Below are 13,370 nucleotides of genomic sequence, written 5' to 3'. Positions count from 1 at the left end.
ACGGCGGGTCGCGGAGAACGGGCGGCGACGGCCCCATCGGGCCGGTGCGGGGGAGTCGTTGGAGAAAGATGGCAGACGGATCGCGCGAGCCCGGGTACGGTCGGAGACATCGGGACGGGAGGGCAGGGCATGACGGCAATGGCGGAGTCCGGCACGCTGCGGGTGCCACGGAGCATCAACGGCATCGAGCATGCGCTCACGTATGACGAACGAGCGCGGTTCTACGCGGAGTTGGGGCCGGTCGAGGATCCGCTGGACCGCGAGGCGGTGATCACGTCGTGGTGGCTGCGCGCCATGTCCGCGGCGTACGGCGGCGACCGCTCCGGATACCGGAGGGCCGTCGGTCCCGTGCTCGCCGCCGGTCGGTCGGTCGGGGCCGTCGCGTGAAGGGGTGGCGGGTCTGGCTCCAGGACCAGCCCGCCCAGGCGATGGTCGAGATCTCCAAGGCGGACGACCTGCTGTTCGCCCTGGTCACCGCCGCACTGGTGACACTCGACGACGGCGCGGGCTCCCCCGTCGACGACTGGGGCGACCTGCGCAGCGCCGTCCTCGCCCCGTCCGTCACCGCCGAACTCTTCGTCAACCCCGACGAACGCACCATCGACGTCCTGCGCCTGGTGTGGGTCCCGGGCCTCGGTGCGTGAGCCGGCGGTCGCGAAGACGGCCGTGGCCGACGCCGACCGGTGGGCCGGCGGGTCGCCCGGCGCCATCAGCCGGTCGGTGTCGCAATGGCGACAACTGGTGGACGAGGTCGAAGCGGGGTACTCCTGGTCCGCGCCCGAGCTCAGCAACGACCTGGGGTGCCGCCACGAACTGGCGCGAGCCTGGCCGGAGTTGCCGACAGCGGTCCGGACGGCCTGGGAGCCGGAGCTCCGCGAGCTGGACGATCGGTTCCGCGCCGCCACGGTCCCCTGGCCCGAGCACGGCGGCGGCGTCTGGTGGCTGGACCGCGTCCCACGGTTGATCGAGGTCGAGGCCGGCCGGCCGTGCGACGAACGGGGCTGGCCGCAAGGCTGGGAGACGATGCCGTTCGCCAAGCCGGATGCGGTGAGGGTGAGCTCCTCCTAGCCAGGAGCTGCCTGGCCGATCATGTGACTTTCGCCTGCCCTGGTCGTTGGTTCGAGCGTGGGGCGGGGTGATCCGACAGATGCCGAGCGGGAACGGCTGCGGCCGTTCCGGCCTGTCCGCAATAGGCATTGTGGCCGGTGGCGGGACCACCGGCAGCGCCGCCCGCGCAGAGGATCGCGAGGCGGACGGCCACCCGGCTTCGACGAGGTGCGGTACAAGAAGCGCAACACTGCAGAGAGGGCCATCGGAAAGCTGAGGAACTCCCGCGCCGTCGCGACCCGGTACGACAAGCGCGGCTACGTCTTCCTCGGCACCGTCACCGTAGCCGCCCTGATCATCTGACTGCGAGTTTGGAGCCCTCTCACAGGGCGAAGGGCCGGTACTCCAGAGCCTGATCGACGACCTCGGCAGCTGTCAGCTCCCGCCCCTCGGGCCAGAAGATCAAGTCGCTCACATAGCCGGTCGGACAGCCGAGGGCCCTGCCCAATGCCTCCAGCACGTCGTACGCCTCGGCATCGTCGACACAGTCCGCGTCCATGATCTTCTGCACCAACGCAACGGCCGTTGCACGAGCCATCACTGTCACAGCTGCCCCTTCCAAACGAGGGCCAGCCTAGTGCTGTGACCGCATAGGTTCGCCGGGTTGGACACGGCGGCCTGCAGGGGAGCCGCCTCTGTAAGATCGCGGGCCCGGGGTGCAAGGGTTGGAGGGCATGACAATGAACCGGTGGATCACATCCCGCACGGTGTCCTCGTCCGCCTGCACCAGCCGGGTGATCACCGGGACCCGATTGCCGCCGGCCGAGGCCAGCAGCATCATCGCACGCCGGTAGTGCACCGAGCTGGTCCTGCCCCGCCGCACGACCCTCTGTAGCTGCTGACCTTCCTGGTCGGTCAGCCTCCGGACCTTGACCGGTTCCGCCACCCGTGCCCCCTCCCGAACTGAATGTCTCTCGACATCCAACCGGCCCAGGGGGCCACCGACGCCAACCCGGCGAACGTATGCGGCTAGGGCCGGGCGGCCGGGCAGTCGGTGTCCTGAACGGGGAGAACACCGTCCAGGAGGTAGCGGTCGACGGCGGTGTCCACGCAGGCGTCGCGCGGTGCGAACAGGCCCGCGTAGACGGTGTGCCGGAAGGCGCCGCGCAGGGTCACCAGGCGGGAGCCGGTCAGCGCGCGGTGGGCGGAGAGCTGGCCGGGGTAGGTGGCGGCCGGGTCGCCGTCGGCGCCGACCAGCAGGACCGGCACGGCGTTGCGCACCAGGGTGGGCGGTTCGGCGGGCTCCGCCGGCCAGAAGGTGCACGGCGTGAGGTTGCGGGTGAGCGGGCCGAACAGCGGCTCGTCGGCGCGGTGGGCCTGGATGTCGCGGTAGTAGGCGAGCGGATCGCGTGAGGCGGCGCGGTCGGCGCACATGATCGCGGTCTGCACGGCGGCGTAGCCGCCCGCGTCGGGGGCCGTCAGGCCGCTCAGCACCGCTTCCAGCAGTGCGGTCGGCTCCGCCGGACGGCCTTCGGCGGCGTCGGCCAGGACGCGCACCAGCGCGGAGAACTCCTCGCGGGCGGCGGCGTCGTCCCCGGCCGCCACCGTCCACAGCACCTGCGGCAGGGCCTGGGCGTCGACCCGGTGGGTGCCGACCGCCAGCGGCGCGCGCCCGGCGGCCAGGCGCACCCGCTCGACCGCGGCCAGCACCTCGGCGGTGGTCGAGCCCAGGTGGTGGCGGTCGTCGTGGCGGGCCGCCCAGGCGGCCCACGCGGTGAGCGCGGCCGCCATCGCGGGGCCCTGGGTGGCGGTCAGGTCGGGGCCGAAGCGGTCCGGGTCCATGGCCGCGTCGAAGACCGCCCGCCCCACGTGCCCGGGGAACAGCTGGAGGTAGACCTCGCCGAGGTAACTGCCGTAGGAGGAGCCGAGGTAGGCGATCGTCTTCTCGCCGAGGACGGCGCGCACCAGGTCCATGTCCCGGGCTGTGTTGCGGGTGGAGATGTGCGGCAGCAGCTCGCGGTACGGCGCGCAGCGGGCCGCGAGGCCCTTGGCGACCTCGGCGGACCGGTCGAAGGTCAGCCGGTCGGGGCCGGCCGAGCCGGGGCCGGCCGTGGGCCAGCCGCAGTCGAGGGGGGTGCTGGCACCGACGAAGCGCGGGTCCATGCCGACGATGTCGTAGCGGGCGGCCAGGCCGGGCGCGGCCCGACGCAGGGTGAGGGCGAGGTCGCGGGCGGGGACGCCGGGGCCGCCGGGGTTGTAGAACAGGGTGCCCAGGCGGCGGGCCTGGTCGGTGGCGGGCAGCCGGGCGAGGGCGACCCCGGTGGTCCGCCCGTCGGGGCGACGGTAGTCGAGGGGGACGGCGAGCTCGGTGCAGCCGGCGCCGGCGGCGTCGAGCTCGGCGCCGGCGGTGTCCTCCGGGCTGGTCGTGCAGGGGTGCCAGCGCGGCTGTTGGCCACGCAGCGCGGCGAGCGGATCGGCGGTGGCCGCCGCCGCGAGCGGGGGCGCGGTGACACCGGCCGCCGGTACGGCGGACGCGGTGAGGATGGTCAGGGCCAGCGCCGCAAGAGCGGCGGCCGGCTTGGCGGCGCGGATCACGGTGTTTCCCCTCGTGTGCCTGGGCGGGCCGTCGGGGCGACCGTAGGCGCCGCGGCGGCCGGGCGCGTCCACCACCGGTACCGGGCTCCCCCGCCGAATTGCCGCTACGCGTCTGCTACTTCAGGACCACCCCGGCCGGGACCGACACGCGGCGTACCGCCAGGTGGAGGTGGTTTCCGGACGAACGGCCTGGAGATCGTCGTCGGCCACGCTCCGGTGACCGCCAGGTGCTCGCTGCTGATCGGATGTCGGCCGACACCCAACCGGTTCAGGCTCCGTCACCGCCAACCCGGCGAACGTTGTCGGTCAGAGCACTGGACAGTCACATGATCGTCCGGGCAGCTCCTGGCCGAGTGGGGCCGGTCGGACCCGGGTTCGACCGGGTCTGCTGCCACGAGTGACGGTCCGTCAGCGGGGCGCGCGGTCCTTCACGGCGAGGGATGCCAGTGCGTCGCGGACCCGGGGGCCGAGATCGACGGTGCCGGCCTCGTGGTGGGCGACGGGGAAGGACACCGCCGGGGGCTTGTCCCGCCACCAGAAGAACTGGCGGGCCGCCCGGCGGACGAACACCGTCGCGCCCACCACGTTGTTGACGAAGACGACCTCCAGCGCGGGGAACCCGGCCGGGTCGGCGGCCGGGTCCTCCAGGTGGAAGACCTGGGTCCGCAGGCTGCGGTGGTCGATGCCCTCCACCTGCGTCGCCAGCAGTTCCGACCCGGTGAAGCGGTAGCCCTCCGCCAGGAGTGCGTCCATGACCGCCTCGTGCAGCGGGAGGGCCGCCACGTGCAGGAAGTCGACGTCCCGGACGTCGTCCGAGTCGTAGCCGAGCGTGGTGACCAGGGACAGGTCGACGCCGGTCGACCGGCCGCCGAGCTCGGTGACGGGGCAGTCCCAGCGCAGCCGGCCGTGGAACCCGATCCGGTGCTCCGTGTTCCGCTCCACGTCGAACCAGGTGATCTCGGGGCGGAGGGCGACCTCCTGGCCGTCGATCGTGTTGCCTTCCCAGTCGCGGGCCTTGCTCACCACGTCGAGGTTCAGGTCGTGGATCCGCAGCTTCAGCCAGCCGGCCCGGAACAGCACCTCGCCGTCGATCCGCCGGCCCGGCTGCGGGAGGACGGTGCCGAGCACGGTGTCGATCCGCGGGTCCCGGCCGTTACCGTCGCCGATTCCCAGTAGCTTCCGCAGCCCCATCGTCCGCCTCCCCGCGCAAAGTTCGGGCAAAGCCTAACGCCGGCCCCGCCGCGGAAACACGGCGGAGGCGGAACAGGCCGTCCCGGCTATGCTCGTCCCGCTGACCGCACCGAGGAGGGGGCCGCCGGTGGCCGAGCGTGGAGAGTCGGGGATCGAGCCCGAGACGGAGCTGACCGACCCGCCCGAGGTCGAACTGCGGCTCGACGACCCGGAGCTGACCGACCGGTGGATCGCCGGCACGGCGGTGATCCGGGCGGGCCGCCAGGCGCTGGAGATGGTCAGGTTCAGCATGGAGCTGGTGGCCGACGCCTACAGCCACCGGGGCAAGAACCTGGCGATGGTGATCTGCGGGCTCACCGTCGACGACTACTGCTTCGAGCTGGCACCGGGCGAGGAGAACCAAGTGCGGTTCCGGCGGGAGCTGCCCTGGGAATGCCCGTTCACCGAGTACGACGGCCAGGGCTTCGACTTCGGGGTCGGCGTGCAGGCCACGCTGCACACCATCCCGGTCAAGGAGGGCGGCATCCGCCATCGGATCCCGCTGCGGGTGCCGCCGACCGCCGCACCGGCCGCCGCCGTCGCGGCCTTCGCCGAACTGGGCTGGACCGAGCGCTCCGCCCGGGTGATCGACGAACGCATTCCGGCGTCCGGGCAGCTCTACCAGGGCCACCAGTCGATGTTCCTCACCGACCCCGCCGGGGAGGGCCGGGACTTCTCGCAGTTGGAGCTGTCCTTCGTCACCAACCAGGTCGGCGTCCTGGTGCACCTGCGCCGGGCCGCGCCGGGCAAGTACAAGTGGAGGTCCAGGCCGCCGACGGTCACCTTCCCCGTCGCCCACCACGAGGTCGCGCACGTCGACCTGGCGGCCCGGGCGCGCGCCGCACTGGACGAACTGCGCGTCCTGGAGCGGGCGTAGCGCCAGGTGTTCTGTCCGGTCGGTCTTGCCGGGCGCGCGCGAGATCGACCGGACAGGCCGGGCAGGCCGGGCAGCGCCGATTTGCGGTGCCCGCGGCGAGGCTCCGCAGCAGGTTCTCGGGTGGCGGAAGCCCACTTGGTGCCGGCCCGGGCCAGCGGGTCGGAGGCGAGCGGGTGGGCGTCGGAGAGCACCATCGACTCGACCCGCCCGGGGGGCAGACCGGTATCAGGTAGGTGCTGTACGACAGGCCGCACAGCACCGGCTTGGGGGAGCCGAGGCGCTCGCGGGCCGAGCTCCTCGGCGCACTCGGCGATGGCCTCGCGCCGGCCGGCTCGCAGGGCTCAGCGGTACTCGGCCTCGCTGAGGTTGCAGGGCAACCGGCCGGAGCGGCCGGTGCCGCGCGGGTCCAGCAGCAGCACGTCGTAGTCGTCCAGCACCCCCTGCAGCGCGCCGGCCATCTGCTCGATCCGGTGCCCGGGGACGTCCGGACACCAGACGGGTCGGCGCTGGGCGGCGGCCTGCGCGGTTGGGGCGGTGGTGAGGGGCAGTGCCGCCGCCAGTACGGCCAGTGGCGTGGCCGCCAGGGTGCTGCGCCTCGCCGGTCCCGCCCGTGTTCGTCGTCATCGTGGTGTCCTCCAGGCGTCCTGCGGTCGGTGTGGGCACGCCTCTGCCGAGCGCCCGTCAGCTGTCCGAGAGAGCGACGGCAGAGGCGTGCGAGAAGTCCTCGCGCCTGGCGGGTCGGCGGTGGCGGGTCAGGACGGCTGTGCGGCCGTCCGGCGGCGTCTCAGTGTCCGGTCGGGGCAGGCAAGTTGGACATAACGTCACATCTGCCGACAAGTCGAATGTCTGCTCCTTGCGGTCGGTGGCAAGGGTGCTTCCGATACGTTCGACCCGAGGGTGGGATTGTGGGATGACCTGCTTAGAATCGGCGCCATGACCATCCAGGGGGAAGCGCCAGCAGGCGCCGCCGAGGACCTGCCGGTGACCGGGCATCGGGCCGTCGGCGAGCGCAGACGCCTGGCCGCCCTGTGGAGCGTCGTCACGGTGCTGGCCGCCGGCGGCGTCTGGGTGGTGTCCACGCCGCACCCCGGCGACATCCTGCCCGGGCTCGGCCCCACCAGCAGCCTGCCCGCCACCGTCGCCGCCGCGCCCGGGCAGGTCGCCAAGCCGCTGACGGAGGCTCAGGCCTTCAACTCCGAACGGTACTTCCCCGCGCAGCGCGGCTACGATTACGACCAGTTCAAGGCCCACCGCACCGCCGCCCGGGACGGCGGAGACTGCCAGGGCGTCCAGAACGACAAGAGCCGCAACCTGCTGGACAAGCTCGACTGCCAGGCCTGGCTCGGCGTCGCGCTCACCCGCAACGACCAGCCCGTGATCACCAGCATCACCGTCCTGCGCTTCGCCGACCCGGGCGCCGCCGCCCGGGCCGCGCAGGCGGTGCGCGACCACGCGGCGGAGTTCGAATTCACCTTCCCCGACGGGGTGGTGGCCCCCGCCGCGGGCGTCAAGCCGATGACGGCGATCCGGGTCGAGACGGTCGGCCACCACATCACCGTCATCGCCGCCCGCTACGCCGACCAGCGCCCCGGCGACCACCCGGACGACCTGCTGACCGCCAGTGCCCGGTCCGCCGCCGCGATCGCCGGCCAGCCGTTCATGTGGATGTAGCACCCGCCCGACCCCGCACCGCCGTCGCACGGAGACACCCCGCCGCGCCGCACGCCAGCGCCGCCGCCAGCGCGAACACCGCCGCCGCACCCGACGGCAGCGCCAACCCGCCCAGCACGGTGCCCGCGCCGATGCCCAGATAGATCGCCGAGGAGTTCAACGACACCACCAGCGACGCCTGTTCGGGGGCGGCGGCCAGCAGCCGGTGCTGCTGCGCCGGAGTCTGGCACCAGCTGCTCGCACCCCAAAGGAACGCCAACACCCCCACCGCGACAGTGCTGCGCAGCTGCCCCGCCGCGAGAGCGGCCAGCGCCGCGAACGACACCGCCATCGCCGCGTACCCCACCGTCAGCACCCGCACCGGACCGACCCGGTCCGTCCACCGCCCCGCCAACAGGTTGCCCGCCACCGCACCTGCGCCGTACAGCGCCAGCGCGACCGGCACGGCGACCCGCCCCGAGACGCCGACCGCCGCCAGCACCGGCACGCTGTACGAGTACGGCACGTAGCACGCGGCCATTCCGAGCACCGTCAGCGGCAGCACTGCGAGCACTCCCGGACGGCGCAGCGCCGCCGCCCTCGATCGCAACGGAACGGGCTCTGAGCCCGGGAGTTGAGGGAGCGTCAGGTGGATTGCGAGCGCGCTCAGTGCGGACAGCACCGCGACGGCGCCCAGCGCTGCCCGCCACCCCAGACCGACGGCGGCCAGCTGCCCGAGCGGCACCCCGAGGGCGGTTGCCACCGTCAATCCGCCGATCACCACGGCGAGAGCCCGTCCCCGTGAGTCGGCTCGCGCCAGCGCGGCGGCCGTGGCTCCGGCGGTCGGTGTGAAGGCGGCCGCCCCGAGGGCCGCGAGGACCCGGCCGGCCAGGAGGACTTCGTAGGTCGGGGCGAGTGCGGAGAGGGTGTTGGCGGCGGTCAGTAACAGCAATGCCCCCAGCAGCAGGGTGCGACGGGGCAGTCGGGCGGTGGCGACGGCGAGCAGTGGCGACGCCAGTGCGTACACGGCGGCGAACAGACTGACGGACTGCCCGGCGGCGGCGGTCGACACGTGCAGCGTGTCGGCCATGGCGGGGAGGAAGCCGGCGGTGACGAAGGCGTCGGTGCCGACGGCGAAGGTGCCGAGAGCCAGCACGGCGGCGGGCCGGAGACCTGCTGCCGGCGGGGGTGGAGGTGGGGGCATGGTGGGGCTCCTAGGGATTCGGGATGTTCGGTATCCGGAATTCGGGTGCGAAAGGCAGGCAGGCGCACGACCAGGGGCGCTGGGAGTGCCCCAGGCGAAGCCGAGGGGGCGGAACAGCGCGAGCAGTGAGCGCACGTCAGCAAGGTCGCGAACACGTGCAGGTCATTGCCCCGCGTCGCGATCCTTCCGGCGAGTGTGTTCCCCTTCGCGCGGCGCCCCTGCTTTCGCGCTTGCTCAGGTCGTGGAGGTGAGGCGGGCGTAGTTGGTGCGGACGCGGGTGATGGTGGTGGTCGGGGCATCCTGGGCGAGGTCGGCGACGGTGCGGGCGGCGAGTTCGCGGCGCCAGGCGAGTTCGGCGCGGCGCATCGCGGCGGCGATGCCGCAGGGGCGGGTGAACTCGCGGGGGTGTGCGCCCTCCGCGGAGACGCCCTGTTGCCGGATCTCGGCGCAGGCGAACAGCGGGTCGGGGCCCTCGACGGCCGTCACCACGTCCATCATGGTGATCCGGGCGGGGTCGCGGGCCAGGCGGACGCCGCCGCGCGGGCCCGAAGTTGACGTCAACACGCCTGCCCGGGTGAGTCGTTGGAGCACCTTGTTGAGGTAGGTCGGCGACAGTTCGAACATCGCCGCCAGCCGGGCCGAGGGCACCGGGTCGGTCTCGCCCAGCCACACCAGGGTGAGGCAGCAGTGCAGGCCCCACTCGACGCCTTCGCTCGTCCGCATATTCGGGATACTAGCTGTCCGGAACAGTGGTCCGCCAGCGAAAGCGCACCGCCCGCCGCCCCGCAGAGCCCGCACATGGCTGAGCAACGAGCCGGTTCACGACGGCAGTTGGTCGATCCGCACCAGGATCTGCCTGAGCTGCGACACCACCGGGCCGAACACCGCAGGCTGTTCGGCGGCCAGGTTCCGGTAGAGGTCGAGGGACTCCGCTGCGGCCCTCTGCGCCTCGGCGCGGTGGCCGAGGTCGTGCCGGAGCAGGGCGACGATGCGCAGTGCGGAAGCCAGCAGCGACCTGTGGGTGATCGGATCGTCCTGGCGGAGGGTGCGGCAGACGCGGACCGCCTCCAGGGCCGGGTCGAGTCCCCGCGCTGCTTGCCGGGCCATGCCGGACTGGGTGGCCAGGGTGATCAACGCGTGGGCCAGCAGCGGAAGGTGGGTGCCGGGGTCGGACTCGGCGAGCCGGCGTCGGAGGGTGGTCGCCTCCTCGGCCAGGGCCAGGCTCTCCGCCCATTGGTCGGGATCGTCGAGGCAGTTGGCGAGGTTGGTCAACGCGGCGGCCAGCAGCGGAAGATGGCGGTCCGGCGCAGCCTCCGCCAAGCTGCGGCTGTGGCCGAGAGCATCGCGGGCGGGACGAACGGCCGCGGAGCGGTCTCCGGCGAGCCTGAGTGCGTCGCTGAGCCGGACCAGGGCGCCGACCAGCTGCGGCCGGTGGGCGTCGCGGTCGGACCCGGCGAGGGCGGTGCGGACCTCGACGGCCTCCGCGCAGACCGGCACCGCGTCCGCATGTCGGCCCAGCCGGCCGAGCAGGGCTCCGAGGCCGCCCAGCGACTCGGCCAAGCCGGCGGGGTGCGCCGGAGCGGCGAGCGTGCGGAGCAGGTTCACCGCCTCGACGCGGCCGGCCAGCGCCTCCTCCGTCCGGCCCAGTACCTCCAGGTGGCCGGACCAGTCGTCGAGTGCGGCGGCGAGCCCGTCCGTGTGGGCGCCGGGATCGACGGCGTCGAGCGAACGGAGGAGTTCGATCGCTTCCTGAGCGATCGTCAGCCCTTCGTCCGCGTGCCCCTGCATTCCCAAGTGGCGGGACAGCAGGAGAAGTGCGGCAGCGAGCGGTTCGCGGTCGGCGTGAACGGCGCGGGCGACGGCCACCGCTTCCCGGGCCCGGTCCAGTGCTTCGGACGGGCGGCCGAGCTCCTGCAGGTGGCTGGTGAGGGTGGTGAGAACGAGCAGCAGGGTCGGCAGGTGCTCATCCGGGTTGTGCTCCGCCAGCTCGCGGAACAGCGCGGCTGCTTCCTCGGCCGGGGCCAGTCCCTGGTCGGGGCGGCCGAGGAGCAGACAGATCCGGGTCTCGTTGGTGAGGGCTCCGGCGAGGGCGGGCAGGTGGGCGTCCGGCTCGGACTCGGCGAGCGCCCGGTACAGGGCCACCGTCTGCTGTGCGGCCGCCGCGCTCTCCGGCAGGCGGCCCAGGTCGCCCAGCCGCATGCTCAGGACGGCCAGCACGCTCGCCCGAAGCTGAACGTCCGCCGGCTGCTCGGCGTCGGCGAACCGCTGAACCACGGTGAAGGCCTCCTCGGCGGCGGCCAACCCGTCCTGGTGCTGTCCGAGCCTGCCGAGGACGCCCGCTGCATTGACGAGCGCGCCGGCCAGTGGCCGCAGACCGGCATCGCCCAGAGCCCGCTGCAACGCGATGCCCTCCATCGCGACGGCCAGGCCCTCCTCGGGGCGGCCGGCTTCGGCGAGTTGTGTGCCGAGGTTGCCGAGCATGAGGGCAAGACCCACGGTCCGGAGTTCCGGATCGGCGGCGGCCAACGTCCGGCACACGTCGACCGCCTCCTGGGCCACGGCCAGGCTCTCCTCGGTGCGGCCCAGTTCGCGCATCCGGACGGAGTACGCGGCGAGGGTGGCAGCCAAGGTCAGTCCGTACCGGTCCGGGTCGGCGGCCTGCGCCTCCCGCATGCGGTCCGTCAGGGCCTGCATCAATCGGCCCGCCTCGTGCACGAGGGCCTGGCTGGCGGCCGGCATCAGCCGGTCGAGCTCAAGCAGGTCGTCCAGCGACATCCCGGGGTCGGAGGTGATCGTCTCCAGTGCCGACAGCAGCGGCCCCGGCCGGGGAGTCCGGGTGGCGAGCGGCACGAAGTACGGGGCCAGCGCCGCGCGTTGACGGACGCACAGGGCGGTCAGCCCGGCGTCGAGGCGGCCGGCGACGGCCGGGTGGGCGGCGGCGCGGGTGTAGACCGTGAGGAGGTGCGCGGTGCGTGGGGCGTCGAGGGCGGGGAGCAGGTGTTCGGGCAGGGCGGGGTCGGTGTCGAGGACGCGGGCGATGTGGCATTCGGCGAGGCGGTCGGGCGGGAGCAGGGCGAAGGGACGGGGTGCGGGGGCGGGGTAGAGGGCGCCGAGCCAGGCGGTGACGGTGTCGCGGCGGTCGCGGGACCGGTCGGCCAGCGCCGGGAGGTGACGCCACAGCAGGTCGGCCTGCTCGCGGTCGGCGGCGCCGGCCAGGTTCGCGGCGGCGACCACCGCGTCCAGCGCGCGCACCGACAGCGCGGGGGAGAGGCCGAGCGCGGTCGCGGTGCGCTGCCAGTAGCGGCGTTCGTGGCCCAGCAGCCGGTCCTCCACCGCGGCGGCCCCCGGGCGGCCGTCGAACTCGGCCGTCCCCGTGGTGTCGAGCAGGTCGGCGAGCGCGGCCATCTGCAGGGTCAGCGCGTTGCCGTAGCCGGGCTGGTCGAGGCCCGGGGCGATCGGCAGCGTCGCGGCGACGGCAGGCCAGTCGGGGCCCGACTGGCCTTCGACGAACGGCAGTGCGGCGGCCAGCGCGTCGAGCGCCGCCCGGTACGCGGCCGGGCGGTCCGCAGGCTCGTCCTGGAGCGGGTCGAGGCGTCGGGCCGGGGCGTACTCCAGGTGGTCCTGGGCCGTGTCGTCGGCGGTGACGGCCTGCTGCCACCAGTCGCCGTCGGTGCGGGCCAGCAGCAGGAGCTTGAACGCCGTCGGACCGCGGTGCGCGGCGGCCGCCGCGACCAGGGCGGCCAGCTGGGCGGTGCGGTGCTCGGCGTAGTCCAGGACGATCAGCAGCGGACGCGTCGCGAGCCGACAGTCCGTCAACTCCTCGGCCCCGGCGTCGGGGCGCGGCCACAGCACCGCCCACTGCCGCTCCGACAGCCGGGCCGCCAGCTCGTGCGCCAGCCGGGTCTTGCCCTGACCGCCGGGGCCGTGCAGCAGCCAGGCTCCGAACCCGCCGCGCTCGCACCACTCGACCAGTTCGCCCAGCAGCTCGGTCCGGCCGTGGAACGGCACCACCTGGCGGGCCGCCCGCAGCAGCGCCGCCGGCGAGCGGACCGGCCCGGCCGCCCGCTCGGGCCCGACCGCCGGATCGGCCAGGTGCTGCAACTCGACCGGCTCCAGCGCGGCCGCCGGCGCCCCGTGCGCCGCCAACACCGCCCGGAACGCCGGATCGTGGTGCAGCACGTACCCGGGCACCAGGTTCAGCTGCGCCCCGCCCGAGTGCGCCCGCTCGGCGGCCACCACCCCCACCAGCAGGTCGCCGCAGTGCACCGCCGCACCCGACAGCCCGCCCCACGGCGAGCCGGCGGACCACTGCGGCGGCTGCTGGCGCAGGTCCATGACGTGCCGGTTGCCGACGTAGCCGGTGCCCGGGTTCACCTCCCCGACCAGCTGCACCGCCTCGGTCGGGCGGCCCGCCCGCTGGGCGAGGTCGGGCAGCCCCCAGGTCTCGCACGGCGTCCCCGGACGGTCCGTCACCAGCCGTCCCCAGCGCACCGGACCCGGCGGCCGGGACCACAGCGACTCGTCGACCAGCAGCAGCGCCGCATCGTCCCGCCCGCCCGGCGTGCCGCACCACAGCACCTCGGCCCCGACCGGCCCCGCACCCGCCGGCCGGAACACCTCCACCGGCCCGTCGCCGCGCACCACATGGGCGGACGTCAGCACCAGCCGCCCGCCGACCGCACACCCCGAACCCGGACCGCCGGGGCCGCCCACCCCCACCAGCCGCGACCGCTCCACGACGCCCCGCCCCCCGTCCACCCTGCGAAC

The 13,370-nt window shown here is 74.0% G+C and carries 11 protein-coding genes and 2 pseudogenes; 6 read left to right on the top strand and 7 right to left on the bottom strand.

The window, feature by feature from the left end:
* The first annotated feature begins 129 nt into the window (after positions 1–129).
* The 4 genes and pseudogenes from IEZ12_RS26245 to IEZ12_RS26230 form a co-directional block, all read left to right on the top strand.
* Positions 130–387, top strand: a complete 258-nt coding sequence (locus IEZ12_RS26245; RefSeq protein ID WP_189275281.1) for a hypothetical protein — start codon at positions 130–132, stop codon at positions 385–387.
* The gene (locus IEZ12_RS26240) at positions 384–644 is read left to right on the top strand and encodes a hypothetical protein (RefSeq protein ID WP_043911884.1); all 261 of its coding nucleotides are present in this window, start codon (positions 384–386) and stop codon (positions 642–644) included. Before IEZ12_RS26245 ends, IEZ12_RS26240 begins: the two co-directional genes overlap by 4 nt.
* Positions 645–741: 97 nt before the next feature.
* Positions 742–1,068 (top strand): hypothetical protein, encoded by a 327-nt coding sequence (locus IEZ12_RS26235; protein ID WP_189275278.1) that lies wholly within the window; start codon positions 742–744, stop codon positions 1,066–1,068.
* Positions 1,069–1,227: 159 nt separating this feature from the next.
* Positions 1,228–1,410 (top strand): annotated as a pseudogene (locus tag IEZ12_RS26230) (IS5/IS1182 family transposase); the annotation flags it as partial.
* Positions 1,411–1,429: 19 nt separating this feature from the next.
* On the opposite strand, the gene IEZ12_RS26225 reads toward IEZ12_RS26230, so the two are convergent.
* From IEZ12_RS26225 to IEZ12_RS26215, 4 genes and pseudogenes are all read right to left on the bottom strand, one after another.
* Positions 1,430–1,645, bottom strand: coding sequence for a bacteriocin immunity protein (locus tag IEZ12_RS26225; RefSeq protein WP_189275342.1), 216 nt, complete (start codon positions 1,643–1,645; stop codon positions 1,430–1,432).
* Positions 1,646–1,789: 144 nt separating this feature from the next.
* Positions 1,790–1,993, bottom strand: a pseudogene (locus tag IEZ12_RS39160) (IS630 family transposase); the annotation flags it as partial.
* Between the two features lie 83 nt (positions 1,994–2,076).
* Positions 2,077–3,642, bottom strand: coding sequence for an alpha/beta hydrolase (locus IEZ12_RS26220; RefSeq protein WP_229848041.1), 1,566 nt, complete (start codon positions 3,640–3,642; stop codon positions 2,077–2,079).
* 408 nt (positions 3,643–4,050) lie between these two features.
* Positions 4,051–4,833, bottom strand: a complete 783-nt coding sequence (locus IEZ12_RS26215) for a sporulation protein (protein ID WP_189275275.1) — start codon at positions 4,831–4,833, stop codon at positions 4,051–4,053.
* A 127-nt stretch (positions 4,834–4,960) separates the two neighbouring features.
* Between IEZ12_RS26215 and IEZ12_RS26210 the strand changes: the two genes are divergently transcribed.
* Positions 4,961–5,749, top strand: coding sequence for a sporulation protein (locus IEZ12_RS26210; RefSeq protein WP_189275272.1), 789 nt, complete (start codon positions 4,961–4,963; stop codon positions 5,747–5,749).
* A gap of 933 nt (positions 5,750–6,682) precedes the next feature.
* Positions 6,683–7,420, top strand: coding sequence for a hypothetical protein (locus IEZ12_RS26205; RefSeq protein ID WP_189275271.1), 738 nt, complete (start codon positions 6,683–6,685; stop codon positions 7,418–7,420).
* On the opposite strand, the gene IEZ12_RS26200 is transcribed toward IEZ12_RS26205, so the two are convergent.
* From IEZ12_RS26200 to IEZ12_RS40160, 3 genes are all read right to left on the bottom strand, one after another.
* A complete protein-coding gene (locus IEZ12_RS26200; protein WP_189275269.1) occupies positions 7,407–8,603 on the bottom strand; it encodes an MFS transporter in 1,197 nt (398 codons plus the stop codon). The two genes, IEZ12_RS26205 and IEZ12_RS26200, sit on opposite strands and share 14 nt — an antisense overlap.
* 234 nt (positions 8,604–8,837) lie before the next feature.
* A complete protein-coding gene (locus IEZ12_RS26195; RefSeq protein ID WP_189275267.1) occupies positions 8,838–9,326 on the bottom strand; it encodes an RrF2 family transcriptional regulator in 489 nt (162 codons plus the stop codon).
* Positions 9,327–9,422: 96 nt separating this feature from the next.
* Positions 9,423–13,340: a tetratricopeptide repeat protein gene (locus IEZ12_RS40160; RefSeq protein WP_189275265.1), complete on the bottom strand. Its 3,918-nt coding sequence runs from the start codon at positions 13,338–13,340 to the stop codon at positions 9,423–9,425.
* Between the last annotated feature and the right edge of the window lie 30 nt (positions 13,341–13,370).

This window comes from Kitasatospora griseola (assembly GCF_014648555.1).
Taxonomy (GTDB): domain Bacteria; phylum Actinomycetota; class Actinomycetes; order Streptomycetales; family Streptomycetaceae; genus Kitasatospora; species Kitasatospora griseola.
The sequence above is the reverse complement of the archived record's forward strand: the minus strand, read 5'-3'. Positions and strand labels throughout refer to the sequence as shown.